This window comes from Pseudoxanthomonas sp. OG2, from assembly GCF_014192765.1.
Classification (GTDB): Bacteria; Pseudomonadota; Gammaproteobacteria; order Xanthomonadales; family Xanthomonadaceae; genus Pseudoxanthomonas_A; species Pseudoxanthomonas_A beigongshangi.
The window spans coordinates 630913-647458 of the sequence record NZ_JACHYM010000002.1 but is presented as its reverse complement, the minus strand read 5'-3'; the positions used below and the strand labels follow the sequence as shown (position 1 = coordinate 647458).

Below are 16546 nucleotides of genomic sequence, written 5' to 3'. Positions count from 1 at the left end.
GTCCTCCTGGACGCGGGTTGGAACCGCCGATGCTAGCGCCAAACCGTGACGTTGGTGGTTAACCCGGGGAGAAGGCACGTTGCGCCAGCAGCTGGCGCCTGCTGATGGAAGCGCCCCGTCCGTCCGGCACGTCCGGACGGACGGGGCGCCAAGGCGGCGTCTTCTAGGCCGCCTTGCGGGCGTTGCGCAGGTCGAAGCGATCCAGTTCCATCACCTTGGCCCAGGCGGCGACGAAATCGCGCACGAACTTCTCCTTCGCGTCCGCGCTGGCATACACCTCGGCCAGCGCGCGCAGCTGGGAATGCGAACCGAAGATGAGATCCACGCGGGTGCCGGTCCACTTGCGCTCGCCGGTCTTGCGATCGAGTGCCTCGAACACCGCCTCGTTGTCCGAGGTGGCCTTCCACTCGGTACGCATGTCGAGCAGGTTGACGAAGAAATCGTTGCCCAGCACGCCCGGGCGGTCGGTGAACACGCCGTGCTTCGTCTGCCCGACGTTGCCGCCGAGCACGCGCAGGCCGCCGACCAGCACGGTCATCTCCGGCGCGGTCAGGGTCAGCAGCTGCGCCTTGTCGATCAGCAGGCTTTCGGCCGGCACGCTGTACTTGCCCTTGAGGTAGTTGCGGAAGCCATCGGCAGCCGGTTCCAACACCGCGAACGAGGCCACGTCGGTCTGTTCCTGCGAGGCATCGGTGCGCCCCGGCGAGAACGGCACCGCGACGGGATGCCCGGCCTTCTTCGCGGCGTCCTCGACCGCCGCCGCGCCGCCCAGCACGATCAGATCCGCGAGCGAGACCTTCTTGCCGCCGGATTGCGCGCCATTGAAGCCCGCCTGGATGCCTTCCAGCACCTTGATCACCTTCGCCAGTTGCGCGGGCTCGTTGACCTCCCAGTCCTTCTGGGGCGCCAGCCGGATGCGCGCGCCGTTGGCGCCGCCGCGCTTGTCGGAACCGCGAAAAGTGGAGGCCGAGGCCCATGCGGTCGACACCAGCTCGCCCGTCGACAGGCCGGATTCAAGGATCTTCTTCTTCAGCGCGGCGATGTCCGCTTCATCGACCAGCGGATGATCAACGGCGGGGACCGGGTCCTGCCAGATCAGTTCCTCGCTCGGTACTTCCGGGCCGAGATAGCGCGCGCGCGGCCCCATGTCGCGATGGGTCAGCTTGAACCAGGCGCGGGCGAACGCATCGGCGAACTGATCCGGATGCTCCATGAAGCGCCGCGAGATCTTCTCGTACGCCGGATCGAAGCGCAGCGACAGATCGGTGGTCAGCATGTTCGGTGCGCGCCGCTTGGTGCCGTCATGGGCGTCTGGCACGGTGTCGGCGCCGGCATTGTTCTTCGGTTTCCACTGGTGCGCGCCAGCCGGGCTCTTGGTCAGTTCCCATTCGAAACCGAACAGGTGCTTGAAGAAATCCTGGCTCCATTGCGTCGGCTTCGTCGTCCAGGTGACTTCAAGCCCGCTGGTGATCGCATCACCGGCGATGCCGGTGCCGTGGGTGCTGCGCCAGCCCAGGCCCTGGGCGACGATGTCGTCGGCTTCCGGATCCGCGCCGACATGCGAAGCTTCGCCCGCGCCGTGGGTCTTGCCGAAGGTATGGCCGCCGGCGATCAGGGCGACGGTTTCCTCGTCGTCCATCGCCATGCGTGCGAAGGTTTCGCGGATGTCGCGCGCGGCGGCGACCGGATCCGGATTGCCGTTGGGGCCTTCCGGATTCACGTAGATCAGACCCATCTGCACGGCGGCCAGCGGGTTCTCCAGGTCGCGCTCGCCGGAGTAGCGTTTGTCGCCACCCAGCCACGCGGTTTCCGAACCCCAGTACACGTCCAGATCCGGTTCCCACACGTCCTCGCGGCCACCGGCGAAACCGAAGGTCTTGAAGCCCATCGTCTCCAGCGCGACGTTGCCGGTGAGGATCATCAGATCCGCCCAGGAAATCCGGTTGCCGTACTTCTGCTTGATCGGCCACAGCAGCCGGCGCGCCTTGTCCAGGCTGACGTTGTCCGGCCAGCTGTTGAGCGGCGCATAGCGCTGCTGCCCGCGTCCGCCGCCGCCGCGTCCGTCGCCGATGCGGTAGGTGCCGGCGCTGTGCCAGGCCATGCGGATGAACAAGGGACCATAGTGGCCGAAATCCGCCGGCCACCACGGCTGCGAGTCGGTCATCAGATCGGCCAGATCCTTTTTCAGCGCTTCGTAATCCAGGCTTTTGAACGCCTCGGCGTAGTTGAAGTCCTTGTCCATCGGATCGGACTTGGACGAATGCTGGTGCAGCAGATCCACGCGCAGTTGCTTCGGCCACCAGTCGCGATTGGTGGTGCCGCCGCCGACAGGATGATTGAAGGGACATTTGGCGGTTTCGAGATTCATGGTCGTGCTCCTGGGCTGTGGTCCTGGGAAAGTGGAATGGGAAAACGGCGCGCGGTTTCGATGGAAACCGGATAGCCTGGGGAGGAAAGGGATCAAGGGCGACATCCGCACTGCACGTGCGGGCGCCGGGCGCGGATGCGGATCTGTGCTGGAGCGGGCGCTATCGTCGTCGCGGTGTCTGCTGACGTGACGGACGCGGAAGGGTCGGGAACGTGTTCATGGCTGACGATCTCGTTGGCGATGAAAGGGACACGGCCAGACTAGGCAGGCTTTGCGATTAAGCAAAATCGTTTTTGGCGAACAATCCGATAGCACCGCTCAATGGTGCGGTGCGCAAGGCAGCGACCCGGACCGCGTCACGATACCCGGGGAGCGTTACGCGCATGTTGTCGAGCGGAGGATGCCCGTTGCGACGCGAAGTGTCGCGGCAGGTCGTCGGATCAGAGCAGATGCTTGAGCCGATACAGTGCTTCCAGGGCCTGCTTGGGAGTCAGTTCATCGGGTTCCAGCGCCGCCAGCGCTTCCATCGCGGCGGAGGGAACGGGCGCGAACAGGCCGATCTGCTGCGGGGCGTCGAGCGCCTGCGGGGCCATCGCCGAGGCATGGCTTTCCCGGCCGCGCGCTTCCAGTTCGGCCAACCGCCGGCGCGCCTGGGCGACGGTGGATCGCGGCAGGCCGGCGAGCGCGGCGACCTGCAGGCCGAAGCTGCGATCGGCCGGACCGTCCTTCACCGCGTGCATGAACACCAGGGTATCGCCGCGTTCGCGGTCGTGGTGTTCGACCGCATCCAGGTGGACGTTGGCGATGCCGCTCTCGCCGCCTTCGGCGGAACCGTCCGCCAGCGCGGTGAGTTCGAAATAGTGGGTGGCGAAGAGGGTGTAGCAGCGGTTCTGGCTGGCCAGGTGGCGGGCGACCGCGTCGGCCAGGGCCAGGCCATCGTAGGTGGAGGTGCCGCGGCCGATTTCGTCCATCAACACCAGCGATTGCGCGGTGGCGTGGTGGAGGATGTAGCTGGTCTCGGCCATCTCGACCATGAAGGTCGACTGCCCCCGCGCCAGATCATCGCCGGCGCCGATGCGGGTGAGGATGCGATCGATCGGACCGATGTCCGCGCGCGTTGCCGGCACGAAGCTGCCGATATGGGCGAGCAGCACGATCAGCGCGTTCTGGCGCATGTAGGTCGATTTGCCGCCCATGTTGGGGCCGGTGATGATCAGCATCCGGCGCGCTTCGTCCAGGTGCAGATCGTTGGGCTCGAACGGTTCGGCGCGCACCGCTTCCACCACCGGGTGGCGCCCGCGTTCGATGCGCAGGCCGGGGGCGGCGGTAAGGCTGGGGCGGGACCAGTCCAGCGCCTGCGCGCGTTCGGCGAAGCCGGCCAGCACGTCCAGTTCGCTCAGCGCCGCGGCGCAGCGCCTGAGCGGTTCCAGGTTCTGGTTGAGCGAGTCGAGCAGGCCCTCGTACAGGCCCTTCTCGCGCGCCAGCGAACGTTCGCGGGCCGACAGCACCTTGTCCTCGAAGTTTTTCAGCTCCTCGGTGATGTAGCGTTCGGCGTTGGTCAGGGTCTGCCGGCGGGTGTAGTGGACCGGCGCGCGGTCGGCCTGTCCCTTGCTGATCTCGATGTAGTAACCGTGCACGCGGTTGTAGCCGACCTTGAGGGTGGCGATGCCGCTGCGCTCTCGTTCGCGGGCCTCCAGATCGACCAGGAACTGATCGGCGTGGGTGCTCAGCCGGCGCAGTTCATCCAGATCGGCGTCGAAGCCGTCGGCGATGACGCCACCATCGACCAGCTTGAGCGCCGGATGCGGTGCGACCGCGCGGGCCAGCAGCGCGGCGACGTCGGCATGCTCGCCCAGTTCGGCCGCGAGTTCGGCCAGGCGTGGCGAACCCGCGAGCGTGGTGGACGAGACCGTCGCGCCGGCCAGCGTCTGGCGGATGTCCGGCAACAGCGCCAGTGCGTCGCGCAGGGTGGACAGATCGCGCGGACGCGCCGAGCGCAGGGCCACGCGGGTCAGGATGCGCTCCATGTCGCCGAGGGCGCGGAAGCGTTCGCGCAGGCCGGTGTCCAGCCCGCTTTCGATCAGGCTTTCGACCGCCTGGTGGCGCTCGCCCAGCGTGTGGTGATCGCGCAGCGGGCGATGCAGCCAGCGGCGCAACAAGCGGCCACCCATCGGGGTGATGGTGCTGTCGAGCACGCCGAGCAGGGTGTTGGCGGTGTCGCCGTCGATACGGGTGTCCAACTCCAGGTGCCGGCGGGTGGCGGCGTTCATGGCGATCGCGTCGCCGGCCGATTCGGTGCTGATCGCGCCCAGGTGGGTCAGCCGCTGCTTCTGGGTTTCCTCGACATAGCCGAGCAGGGCGGCGGCCGCGCCGGTCGCCAGCGGCATGCGTTCGATGCCGAAGCCGTTGAGATCGCGCACCTGGAAGAACTGCAGCAGTTGCCGCCGCCCGTTCTCCGGATCGAACAGCCAGGGCGCCCGCCGGCGCAGGCCGTGGCGGCTACGCAGGAATTCCGGCCAGCCGTCCTCGTCGGCGAGCAGGATTTCCGCCGGTTCCAGCCGCGAAAGCTCGGCTTCCAGCCCGTCCTCGCCGTCGACCTCGTTGACCACGAAGCGGCCGCCGGCCAGATCCGCCCAGGCCAGGCCGTAGCCCGTGCGGCCACGGGCGATCGCCATCAGCAGGGTGTCGCGGCGCTCGTTGAGCAGGGCTTCGTCGGTGACCGTGCCCGGCGTGACCACCCGCACGACCTTGCGTTCGACCAGTCCCTTGGCCAGGGCGGGGTCTCCGATCTGTTCGCAGATCGCCACCGATTCACCCAGCGCGACCAGCCGGGCCAGGTAGCTCTCGTAGGCGTGGTGCGGCACGCCGGCCATCGGGATGGGCGCGCCGGCGGAGTTGCCGCGCTGGGTCAGGGTGATGTCCAGCAGCCGCGCGGCCTTGCGGGCGTCGTCGTAGAACAGTTCGTAGAAATCCCCCATCCGGAAGAACAGCAGCAGATCCGGATACTCCGCCTTGGCGGCGAAGAATTGCTTCATGAGCGGGGTGTGCTCAACTGAACCCGTTGATTTTTTTGATTGTTCTTTTTTATCAGACATTTAGCGCGTATTTCAGTCTAGCGAAAGTGGAGGTCAGTGAGCGTAAGTGGAAGGGTGTGGAGACCATTTTAGTAGCCAAAGGTAGCCAAACCCCTGCATCCGTCGATTCGTGCCAGAATTTGGCTACCCGCGACAGGGTCGCGATCGATGACGTTGAACAGGGAAAGGTGGCCGCCGTGGCGTTCCGACTGAAGCTCAACCCAGAACAGCTGCGACAGCTTCGCAGCACCCAGCGCCCGAAGCTAGACAAAGCAGGGGCCATCGTCACCGGTGCAAAGGGGTTTGCAGTCCTCGAACCCAACCCCGACGGCAAGCAGTGGAGGTTCCTCGACGCCTCGCCGGGTGCCCCCACGGGGTTCGGCGTCTTCGTAGGGAAACTCAAATCCACCTACGAAGTTCAACGCAAGATCGGCGGCAAGGTCATGCGGATCAGCATCGGGGACACGAGCGAATTGTCGTTGAAGGACGCTCACGACTTGGCGGGCGTCAAAGTCGCCGGAGCGAAGAAGGAGGGTAAGCGCCCGAAGGTTCTGGCGGAGAAGGAACTGTCGATCCAGGCCACCAAGGCGCTGACGGTGAACCAGGCCATCCAGCTGTATCACGACATGCTGGCCCGGCGAACCCGGCCGGCCACCGAGGGCACCCTCAAGACCCTGACCAACTCGATAGCGCGCCTGGCTCGTCCGGAGGTGGGGATCGGCAACATCCCGATCATGGACCTCGACGAGGAGCAGGTGACCAACGCGTTTCAAGCCACCCGGGTGTCCGCGGCTCTTAATTCCAATCGGTTGCCCCAGCCCGTGAAGGACTTCATGGAGCTGAAAGGGCGGGTGGATCTCACCGACGTGGAACTGGCCAAGCTGGGTGTGACCAGCGAGGCGATGCGCACGCGCATCCGTGCCGCGGGCGTGTCCGCGGCCGAGCAGACGTTCGCCACCGCGTTCCGCGCCGTCAACTACGTGGTGGACAAGGAAGCGCGCGCGGCGAAGAAGGCCCAGCGCAAGGCGGTGCTGTTCGGCAACGACTTCGGGGTGTTGTGGGAGGAAGGCAAGATGCGCGACGCCGCAGGCCTCCACGACTATTACGAGAAGGCGAGGGTGCGGAACCCACTGGGCAGCGAGGACAACACCCTGGGCAACGCCATCGAATACCTCTGGAGTCGACGGCAGGCCCAGCGGGGTCAGAACGAAAGCGGGGTCTACTACCTGCTGACGACCCTGTTCCTTGGGGCCCGGCGCAACGAGACCGCCAAGTTGGCGTGGTTTGATCGGTTGAGCGAAGCCGAGCGGTCCACGAAGTCCTGGGTATGGCTGGACGAAATGGATCCCAAGGCATGGCGAGCTGGAGTGCCGTCGGTCAACCCAGTGACCAAGAAGAAAGGTCCTCAAGTGTTCTTCGCCAGGACGAAGAACCGGCGTGACCATTCCATGCCCCTGGGGCCGATTTCGGTCCAACTCATCAAGCGTCGATTCGACATGCGCTTGCCCGAAGATGACCCACGGGCGCGGTGGGTCTACCCGGCGCGCAGCAAGCGGGCGGCGGAAGGGCACTACAAGGACAGCAAGGCGATCATGAAGGGGCTGGGCGAGACGCTGTCGGTGGAGTTCGGGCCCACCCCCCACGATCTGCGCCGCACCCTCGGCCGTTACGCCACGCGCGTAGGAATTTCCGATCGCATCATCAGCCGGCTGTTCAATCACCTGCCGCCGAAGAAGGAAGACGAGGACGAGGGCGCCAAGTCCACGGTGCGCTACCAGGAGCCCGAGTGGTTTGAGTTGCAAGACGCGTTGCAGAAGGTGGAGCACCTGATGGCGTCGAGCGCACCGACCTTCTACAACATGCTCAAACCCGCTGACTGGCCCCTCCTGCCGACCCGTCAGGAACCCGCTTCTTCCGAGGAGTAGCCCGCCGTCGATACACTGGGACCATGGACTGCTCCTTTCCCCTCCAACGCGACCCAGATCTGGCCTCACCGGCGCCCGACGCCCAGAAGTGGCGCCAGGAGATCGCCGACGCCAAGGCCGGTGTGCGTGCCAAGGTCAGCACCAAGGCGGCAGCGCTCTACATCGGTGTTCACTACACGACCCTGCGCGACTGGGTGCGCGAAGGCAGGGGACCCCAGCCGATTCAGAACCCTGGGAAGCCTGGCACGACGGCGCAGAACCAGCATCTGGGGTTCACACTGGAATCGCTGGACACCTTCCTGGCCACCCGAAGCGGCGAGCCCATCACCCGCGGCAAGCGCACCGACACCGGCGACGTGCTCAAAGAAGCCGAGCGCATCGAAGCACTGATCGCCCTGAGGGAAGCCGAGGATCGGCTGGCCAAGTCCAAGGCCCGCGCGCGGCGCCTGGGCATCGTCTGCTTCCAGTCCCTCTCCGACGCGTTGGAAATCCAGCCGTGGGCCACGGTCAACGGACGCCTCAACGGGCACGCGTGGGCCGTGGACGACGCCACATTCAACGCGGCGGACGAGGAACAGTGGGAAGGCTCGCTCGAAGAAGCCCTGGCCCAACCCTGGACCAGCACCCAAAGCCGACAGCCCTACCAGGACGCGTTCCTGGGCGTTCTCACCTCCACACAGCACGCCATCGAGGCGGCACGGTCGCGCCAGCGCGCCAGCGACCTGGAAGAGCGGTTGAGCGGTGACGTAATAGACGTTGAGGCGGTGCGACCCTTTGGGAAAGGGAGCGGTCGGCTTTGAGCCCGCGCGAAAATGGACTCATGGGGGGACGGCCTGGCCGTCCCCCGAAAGCGCCGGCCCCCCTTGCGTTGACCGCCACCGAGGAAGAAGAGCTGGCCAAGGCGAAAGCGGGCGGGCGCGAATGGGTCGGCCCGGGCGTGGCGGCCTACATGCTGGGCATCTCCAAGGACGCGTTGAAGAAGCGTCGCCAGCGCAACGAAGGGTTGATTCCCGAGCACCGACCAGCGAAAAGCAATCGCCAAGGGGCGCAATACCGGTGGTCATCGGTGGTGCGTTGCGCCGGTGCCGAACGCGTTCAATCCGACGTCCTGGCGCAACGCCTCGATGACATCGTTGCCGCGTTGAAAAGACGAGGCCTCGAAGGCCTGGAGCAGGACCTTCCCTGGGCCTACAACCAAGCCGATCGCCTGGTGGGGTTTGCTTCGCTTCACCTCCACCTGCCAGCGCGTGCGCTCACGGTGCTCGAAGCCCTGGATGCCCCGTGGGTGAGCAGCGAGGCGCGCCAGCCGTTCCATGACTGGGCCATGGGCCTGCTCCAGTCCGCCGCCGAGAGCGCAGCGAAAGCCACCGATTAAACCTCGTTCCCGATTTCTTATCGGGAAACGCTTAGGTGAGGCGCACCAATGCATGCCGGCCGTTATCGGGACAAATGTCCCGATAAAGCGACGTTTTCGCGTGGACGGCCTACAGGGGCACACCCGCAATCTCGCATCCGTTCCGATCGGGAACGACAGGCGAGACCTACATGCAGTCCAACGTTCTACAATTCAAACCGGCTACCCGCCGCGATCGTCGCACTTCGCCAAAGGCCACCCGGATCACCACCGCTTGCTACAAGGCTTGCGACAAAGACAACTCGACCGTCGATTGGTATACGCCCTCGGCCATCGTCAAAGCGATGGGCGGCAAGGAAGGATTTGACCTCGATCCTTGCACGCCGGAAGACCACACCCGTCTGCCGACGCGCACCGCCCGCCGGATGATCACGCCCAGTGAGGATGGTTTGACCACGCCGTGGTGGCCCGCGGCCTTCGTGTGGATGAACCCGCCGTATGGGAAGGGCATGGACAAGTGGATGGCCAAGCTGGCCCACCACCCTGGTGGTGGCATCGCGTTGGTGCCGGCGCACATGGATCCCGGCTGGATGCACGAGTTCGTGCTCAACCACACCAACACGACTGCCATCCTCATCACGCGTGGCCGGCTGAAGTTCATGCGACCCGACGGAACCACCGGAACCGCAGCGCCGACCGGGTCGGTGTTCGTGGCTTACGGCCAGCGGGCGGCCCGCAACCTCAAGAAGGCGCAGGAAGACGGTGTGCTGCGTGGGAAGTTCTTTGCGATCCAGCGGGTGACGAAGGTGGCTTGCGCCGATGCCGACAGTGCGAACGACGAATGATCCTCTCGGAGAAAGAACGAGCACCCGTTACAGCCGGCACGGGTGCTTGTTACGGAGGAATCTCCAGCTGATTCAACGGCTTTGCAGTCGTGGTAGTGCTTGTAACGGGTGTAACGGGTAGGTGGGTATTACTTCCCAGTGCATTGGGAGCGTGGGCTTGAGTGACTCATGGGTTTCTCAAATCGATGGATCCACTTGTTACACCTGTTACACCCGTGACAAGCCTTGTCTGGTAAGGGTTTCAGCGGTAACAAGGGGTGTAACAAGCACCCGTTACACCTTGGGTAAAAAGCGCGAACTACCTCACGGATTTGCAAAAAATGCTGTTGAGGCAGCAGAAATTGGTTTTAGTCAAAAGAACGGTCTGGACAAGTTCGTGAGCTCTGTTTGGATGGAGTTGTGGCCACAACGAGGCCACGTCACCCAGGACACGAGCAATGACGAGCATCCCGACTTCGAAGAAGGCGACTCAACCGCGAGACGAATTGTTGAAGGCTCGGGTAAGCCGAGCGTTCAAGCAGCGGCTACAAGCGGCGGCTGATGCCCAGGGCAAGACTCCATCGGAAGCCATGCGCCAAGCGCTGGTGGAATGGATGAGTCGCGTCCAGCAGGCCGCGTAATCAATAAAAAACCCCGGCGCCAACCGGGGTTCTAAAACGGACAACACACACATGAACGATACAGCGACAACCTCGGGTGTCAATGGGCGCCCCAACAATGTCCTCTCCTTTCGAGGAAATGCGGCGCCCAAGGCCGCGTTTGGCGCACCAGCGCCCAAAGCAACCTTGAGCGATCAAGCGTTTGAGGCTGATTTCGCCGACCATCTGAAAGCGACGGAGGAGTATGCGATCGGCGGCAAGCTGCCAGATGGCGACGACGATTGCAGCTTCTTTCGATGGCTGCCTGAGCAGGGTTATTGGGACCGGTGTTCCGAGAAAGACATGGCCGCCAAGGCGCTTTCCTGGCTCCGATTGGAGCGCAAGGACAAGGCGAACGCCGGTCATGCCGCCAGCTGCATCAACACCGCCGTGCTGGAGTTGATGGGGGATCGGCAATGCTGGCTGCCAAAGAAGTCCGATCGCCGAGCCATCGTTCCCCTCAAAGGGGGTTACCTTGAGATCGTCAAGCCGGACGAACCGATCCGTGCTCCAGGTGCGGCTGGCAGTGAAGAAGTGTTCGATCAAGACGTCTTCTCTCCCACCTATGGACAGAGCTTAGGGCTGCGGCAGGCCATTCTGTTCCCCGAAGACGTGGCGCCGTCCAGGGCGAGCATTCGGGTGCTGGCGCCGCGTAAAGAACATGGCATCACTTACCAGGTCCCGGCGAAGCTGAGGATGGACCAAGTGGATGGAGAGGGGCATTACATCCCCAAGCCCTTGGACCCCCATTCGAAGTTCGGTCAATATCTGGATCTCTTCCAGCCCGATCTGGAGGTGCGCGCACTTCTTCAGGAGGCGGTGGCAAGCTCCCTCATGTCCATCTGCTTTGAGAAGGCTTTCTTCCTGGTCGGGTCGGGCAGCAATGGTAAGTCAACGTTCCTCCACATCCTGCGTGCCCTTCACCCCCGCAACGTGTCGCTGCGCCTGGAGAAGCTGGACGGAACTTTCGCCATGGCCCCATTGGTGGGCAAGAGCGCCTACATCGTCACGGAGACGCCCAAGGTCCTTGCCGCATCCATCCAGGAAGTGCTGAAAGCGCTCATTTCTCGTGACCCCATTCAAGTCGAGGCCAAGCGCAAGGATGCTTACACGACGCTGCCGATCGGCACCCTGTTCGCCAGCGTCAACTCCTGGTTCACGGTGTCAGGGCACGAGCACGGGTTCTGGAGAAAGGTCCTGGCCATCCCCTTCAACGTGCGAATGGGGGAGAAGACCCACGAGAGTGCGAACGGTGGAAGTGAAAAGAAGCGCGAGCCCGACTTCCACCTGCAGATCACCGAAAGCGAGGAGGAGATGGCCCAGGTGTTGGACTGGGTGCTGGAAGGAGCGCTACGCCTCATGGAGCGGGGCGGGTTCTCCGAGAAGCTGCCGGACGCCGTGGTCGCACTGGCCGAGCAGAACCGAATGGAGTCGGACACGACCATGGCCTACATGGCGGACCGCGATGCCACCTATGACAGCGGAGTTTGCACTGACAAAACCGCCATCTATGCCGATTACCGCCAATACGTGTTGGAGGAACTGGGTAAGAAGCCCGTCAACGCGGAAGACTTCTGGAAGCGCGTTCGCGAAAAGTTTCCCGAGGCCGGCATCTACCAGATCTCCCACGGCGGAAAGAAGCCCCGTGTGGCGGAAATTAGGGTCGCGGGGATCAAGCCGTTGAGGGACTTGGCCGATCTGGAGATGCCTGTATGAGCGCTTCATCCGACGATCTCCAATCACGCTTCGCCGAAGCCGCCCTGGCCGGCAACCTCGCCGAATGCCAGCGGCTCCATGCATTGGGGGCCGACGTGAACCATGCCGACAAGGACCGGTTCACCCCTCTGCACGAAGCCGCCCAGGGCGGGCATCCAGAGGTGTGCGAGTGGCTGATCAGCCAGGGGGCTCAGGTGGACGCCGTCGACAAGACGAATAACACCCCACTCCACGAAGCCGCTCGGTTCAACCAGCCCCAAGCAGTGATGTCTCTTATCAACGCGGGAGCAAGTCTCGAGCGCCCCGGATACGAAGGAGCAACTCCGCTATATGAAGCTGCGATCTACGGGTCCAAGGATGCCCTAGAAGCGCTTATTGCCAGAGGGGCCGACATCCAGGCCCGCATCGGCCACACGCAGTGGGACACCGTGACCCGGAAGCTCCTCTACGACGCCAAAGTTCTGCGGGAAACGACGTTCAGCAACTTCACGGCGCTGCACGCTGCCGCGCAAGCTGGCGCCTACTGCTCATCACCTAACCGGCCCGACCACCAGGGGTGTGCAGCAGCGTTGCTGGCTGCGGGCGCGGACATCAACGTAAAGGCAAGGGTGAAAGCAACGTTGAAGAACGTGCTGCCTACAGGTGATGTAGTTGATCATTCCTTCTCTCTGCTGCCGCTCAACGCGGCCACCACACTGGACATGGCCAAGTTGCTCATCGCCCACGGGGCACCCTTGGAAGGTAATCCATCCCCGTTTGCCACTGCCGTGGGGGTAGTGAAGGGGCAGCAAGGCATGGACATCGCGGCGTTCCTATTGAACCAGGGCTACCAGCCCACCGAATACGATCAGAAGCTCATGGCGAAAGTGGGCATGGAGCAGGGCGTGCTCGATCATCGAGCCCACGAGATGCGCGCCACCGAACGGCAGCAGCACTTGGAAGAACGGTTGAACCAGGCTCCATCCGCGGCTCTCCATGCGAGCAGCCCGTCCACGCCTTCCATGGTGATCGGGGGTGAGGTCTGGAATGCGCGTGAGGATGTCCAGGTGCAGCCGACGGCTGTCCAGCAATCGCTCCGCCAGAGGTTGCGGTTATGACGGACATGTTTGACGTTGTATCTCGTGGCCTCAAAGCGTCAAAAGACCCTAATGAACATTTGCTGTTCGAGAGTGTCCTTCGCGGTGATCTGGTCACATTGCGAACATTGCTTGAAGGCGGAACATGCCCTAACTCTCGCCATGGGTTCGGTTACAAGACACCTCTAATGTCAGCGTCCCAGTGGAATAGGGGCGCCGTTGAACTCCTAGTATCAGCGGGTAGTGACGTAGCCCTGCAAGACGCCGTCGGAAACACGGCTCTTCACGTCGCAAGCTTGTATTCAAAGCACTCAGTGTCGGATGGGAGCGCATCCATCATGGATATCCTTTTGGCGGCTGGTGCTGATCCGAGGGCAACGAACTTCAGCGGCCTCACACCGCTCCATATCGCAAGTAGTCCAGAGGCGATTCGACTTCTTGTCAGAGCTGGCGCCGATCCCAATGCGGTTTCCGTCGAAGGGGACAACCCGCTACATTATGCTGTCAGCCCAGCAAACGTTTTTGCATTGCTTGAGGCAGGGGCGGATCCATACAAGAGGAACGTCCAAGGCAGGACGCCAGTTGAAGAGCTTCAGCTTAGAGCCGCCTGCCTTGCCGATTGGCAAGCCCCCGCGACGGCGCTGGAGAAGTATCTGGTGGCGACCAGTCTGAGAAGCGCCGGCATCACGGACGGGAAAGCATTTGAAGTTGAAGCTCCCAGAATCAGGCTGAGACTGTAGGGGCTTGCCAAATCCCGACGCCGTCGCATGCTGGATCCATGACGACTTCCGACGCTTTCGTTGACGACAGCATGGACCGCAAAGACGCCCTGACGGCCTCCCCCCGTTTCGTGGTCCTGAAGACCCCCGCCGGCATCCGCTTCCAACTCCAGGATGACGGCGGGGACCCCGACAGCCGGCTGACCATCGACCGGGCGTTGGAGCTGCTGGTAAACGCCCTAGAGCAAGGCAGCGCAGTGACCATCCACGCCTGACGTATCCATTCCCCAATCCGGCGCCGCCGACAGGGCGCCTTTCCTTTCCCAGGAGAGCCCTGTCGTGTCCGATTCCACCTCTGAAAGCTTCCTCCAGCGCCACTCCCGCGACGTCGCCGAACGCCTGATCCGTCAGATGGAAGAGGGGACCGGGCCCTTCGTCCAGCCGTGGGACGCGCGCATGGACCTCGGGCTGCCGATGAACCCCACCACCGGCAGGAGCTATCGGGGCGGCAACTTGCTCCACCTCTGGGCCCTTCAGAACGCCTGGGACGTGAGGGACAACCGGTGGATGACCTACAAGCAAGCCACGGCCGTGGGCGCCCAGGTTCGCAAGGGTGAGAAGGCCAGCGTCATCGAGTATTGGGACTGGTCACCGGTGGAGGAGGCGAAGAAGAGCGGCGATCCCGGGCTCATCGCCAAGGCCCACCCCAAGGTGTTCTTCCCCCGCGTGTTCAACGCTTCTCAGATCGACGGCTTGCCGGAACTGTTGTTGGCGACGCCGCGGCCCGAACCGGAGATCCAACAGGCGTGTGAGAAGGTGATCCGGGACAGTGGAGCGGTGATCCATCACGACGGGGGCAACCAGGCGTTCTACCGCCCGATGACCGACAGCATTCACTTGCCCGAGCGCGAGGCCTTCCACTCAGCCAGTGGCTACTACGCTACCGCTCTCCACGAACTGGGGCATTGGACGGGATTTCCGTCGCGCTTGAACCGGCCCATGAAGGGCGGCTTCGGCAGCGAAGACTACGCCAAGGAAGAGCTGGTGGCCGAGGTGTCTTCCATGTTGATGGGCGAGCGCCTGGGCATTGGCCACGACCCCACCCAGCACGCGGCTTACGTGAAGTCGTGGATCAAGATCCTGCGCGACGACCCACGCGAAATCTTCCGCGCCGCTGCCGCTGCTGAACGGGTGGTGGAGTTCCTGAAGGTCCCCGAGTTCGTGCATGAGCCCCTACCCAAGGTGGAGCGGGAACAGACGACGGTAGCGGCCAACCAACAGGAGCTCGAAAAAGCTAACACCAAGCTTCGCACTAGCACGCGCAGTCGCATGAAGCAGCGAGAGCACACGATGGTGGTCTGATCCCCTTGCGAGTTCGAGATTATGCGTTATGAGTAGATAGAACCACTCGTAATGGAGTCTGCATGAACATCGGCCAGAGAAGGAAAGAAGTCGCCAAGCTGACTGAGGAGGGGCGATCACTATCAGCCATTGCGGGGCTCGTGGGGACGTCAGTCAATACGGTCCGTTCGGATCGCAAGGCAATGGGCGTTACCGCCTCAAAAGGCAGGACTCGAGTTCCAATTGAGAAGCAACGCCAGATTGACGAGAGGTTGCTGGCGGGGGCTTCATATCAAACGATCCAGAAGGAGTTCAACATCTCCCCCTTCTATATCTACATGCGGCGAAAATCACTCGGACTTCCCATCCGCCACCGATCGGATCGAACAGAGCTGGCGCAGCGAAGAGCTCTCATTCCTTCAATGGTTGCAGAAGGTCAGACGGCTGAAGAAATTGCCAGGACATTGAAGGTTAAGCGCGAGACTGTTGAGGCCGACAAGAGGGCAATGGGTGCGCAGAAGAGGAACTTCATGCAGCCGATTGAACTGGCCAAGGCCGATATTGATGCGTGGGTCGCGGAAGGAAAGAGCCTAGGTGAACTGGCTGCTCATAAAGGAGTGACCATCACACGCTTGAGGAGTGCGCTGGGCAAGATCGGGTGGGATTGGCCGCAACCAACCGCCCCAATTCCGGAGAGGTTTCGCGGTCTCATGCCGAGTAGCGTTGGGCCGGTGGCTCTGCAAGCGCTGATTGATCAAGGGCATTCACTAAGTCAAATTTCGCGGCACCTTGGCGTCAGTAGACAGGGAATTTCTGACTACTGCCGGCGAAATAAGCTAAAGCTAGGGGCATCTCAGAAAGGGCGTGGAGCGAGGTAATGATCTGACCCTTGCGGGTTCTCCAATTCGAGTTATGTATAGGGATACCTACTCACGAAATGGAGGTGTCCCTTGAAATCCATCGTTCTTGCACTTGCTCTCTCTGCTGCTGTGCCTTCGGCCCTTGCTGCCGGCCCGTCGTCCGTGGGTCCCTACCGTTCCTCATTAGTCATTGGCGTGGAAGACGCGCGCCTGGGCGAGGTGCTCATGGCTCGGGAAATTCAGTTGGAGCCCAGTAGAAAGGCGAACGTGGGCTCCGTTGTCGGTGCGGCCGTTGGTTACGGCGCGGCACGCCAAGTCAAAGGCGACTACCGCAACGCAGCTCGGGTGGCCGGTGGGGTCATCGGTGGGGTGGCCGGCACGGCCATCCAGAATGCTGTCAGCCACCGCAAGGCATACGAGGTTTCCGTTCGCGAGTTGACGGGCAAGGGTGATCGGGTCGTTGTGCTCATCCATGAGGGCGATCTGGGCTTTCGCGAAGGGGATCGGGTGTTCCTGGTGGGCAAGGGGAACAAGACCCGTCTGGTGCTGACGCCGCGGGAGGGAATTGAATGCTTCACTGCATGTGGAACGACGCAGATGGGATCCACCAGTGGTAGGGAGGCCCAGTGA

14 protein-coding genes are annotated in these 16546 nt (G+C 63.1%); 12 read left to right on the top strand and 2 right to left on the bottom strand.

What is annotated here, in order from left to right:
• Window positions 1-163 precede the first annotated feature (163 nt).
• Both katG and mutS read right to left on the bottom strand, forming a co-directional pair.
• Window positions 164-2368: a catalase/peroxidase HPI gene (katG, locus tag FHW78_RS16045; protein ID WP_183642893.1), complete on the bottom strand. Its 2205-nt coding sequence runs from the start codon at window positions 2366-2368 to the stop codon at window positions 164-166.
• A gap of 440 nt (window positions 2369-2808) precedes the next feature.
• On the bottom strand, window positions 2809-5403 hold the full coding sequence (gene mutS, locus FHW78_RS16040; RefSeq protein WP_183642890.1) for a DNA mismatch repair protein MutS: 2595 nt from the start codon (window positions 5401-5403) through the stop codon (window positions 2809-2811).
• Between the two features lie 26 nt (window positions 5404-5429).
• On the opposite strand from mutS, the gene FHW78_RS16035 reads away from it, so the two are divergent.
• The 12 genes from FHW78_RS16035 (at window position 5430) to FHW78_RS15980 (ending at window position 16546) form a co-directional block, all read left to right on the top strand.
• A complete protein-coding gene (locus FHW78_RS16035; protein WP_183642887.1) occupies window positions 5430-7367 on the top strand; it encodes a tyrosine-type recombinase/integrase in 1938 nt (645 codons plus the stop codon).
• Window positions 7368-7390: 23 nt separating this feature from the next.
• Window positions 7391-8167, top strand: coding sequence for a hypothetical protein (locus FHW78_RS16030; RefSeq protein WP_183642884.1), 777 nt, complete (start codon window positions 7391-7393; stop codon window positions 8165-8167).
• A 68-nt stretch (window positions 8168-8235) separates the two neighbouring features.
• Complete coding sequence (locus FHW78_RS16025; protein WP_183642881.1) at window positions 8236-8742, top strand: hypothetical protein; 507 nt, start codon at window positions 8236-8238, stop codon at window positions 8740-8742.
• A gap of 170 nt (window positions 8743-8912) precedes the next feature.
• The gene (locus FHW78_RS16020) at window positions 8913-9566 is read left to right on the top strand and encodes a DNA N-6-adenine-methyltransferase (protein ID WP_183642878.1); all 654 of its coding nucleotides are present in this window, start codon (window positions 8913-8915) and stop codon (window positions 9564-9566) included.
• Between the two features lie 157 nt (window positions 9567-9723).
• A complete protein-coding gene (locus FHW78_RS16015; RefSeq protein ID WP_183642874.1) occupies window positions 9724-10107 on the top strand; it encodes a hypothetical protein in 384 nt (127 codons plus the stop codon).
• Between the two features lie 130 nt (window positions 10108-10237).
• Window positions 10238-11920 (top strand): DUF5906 domain-containing protein, encoded by a 1683-nt coding sequence (locus FHW78_RS16010; protein ID WP_183642871.1) that lies wholly within the window; start codon window positions 10238-10240, stop codon window positions 11918-11920.
• The gene (locus FHW78_RS16005) at window positions 11917-13017 is read left to right on the top strand and encodes an ankyrin repeat domain-containing protein (RefSeq protein ID WP_183642867.1); all 1101 of its coding nucleotides are present in this window, start codon (window positions 11917-11919) and stop codon (window positions 13015-13017) included. The genes FHW78_RS16010 and FHW78_RS16005 overlap by 4 nt, the downstream gene beginning before the upstream one ends.
• Entirely contained in the window at window positions 13014-13736 is a 723-nt protein-coding gene (locus FHW78_RS16000; protein WP_343205575.1) for an ankyrin repeat domain-containing protein, read from the top strand. Before FHW78_RS16005 ends, FHW78_RS16000 begins: the two co-directional genes overlap by 4 nt.
• 38 nt (window positions 13737-13774) lie before the next feature.
• Window positions 13775-13990, top strand: a complete 216-nt coding sequence (locus FHW78_RS15995) for a hypothetical protein (protein WP_183642861.1) — start codon at window positions 13775-13777, stop codon at window positions 13988-13990.
• A gap of 64 nt (window positions 13991-14054) precedes the next feature.
• A complete protein-coding gene (locus FHW78_RS20205) occupies window positions 14055-15077 on the top strand; it encodes a zincin-like metallopeptidase domain-containing protein (RefSeq protein WP_183642858.1) in 1023 nt (340 codons plus the stop codon).
• 62 nt (window positions 15078-15139) lie between these two features.
• Window positions 15140-15934 (top strand): hypothetical protein, encoded by a 795-nt coding sequence (locus FHW78_RS15985; protein ID WP_183642855.1) that lies wholly within the window; start codon window positions 15140-15142, stop codon window positions 15932-15934.
• 72 nt (window positions 15935-16006) lie between these two features.
• Window positions 16007-16546 carry a glycine zipper 2TM domain-containing protein gene (locus tag FHW78_RS15980; RefSeq protein WP_183642852.1) on the top strand — a complete coding sequence of 180 codons (540 nt, stop codon included), beginning with the start codon at window positions 16007-16009 and terminating at the stop codon, window positions 16544-16546.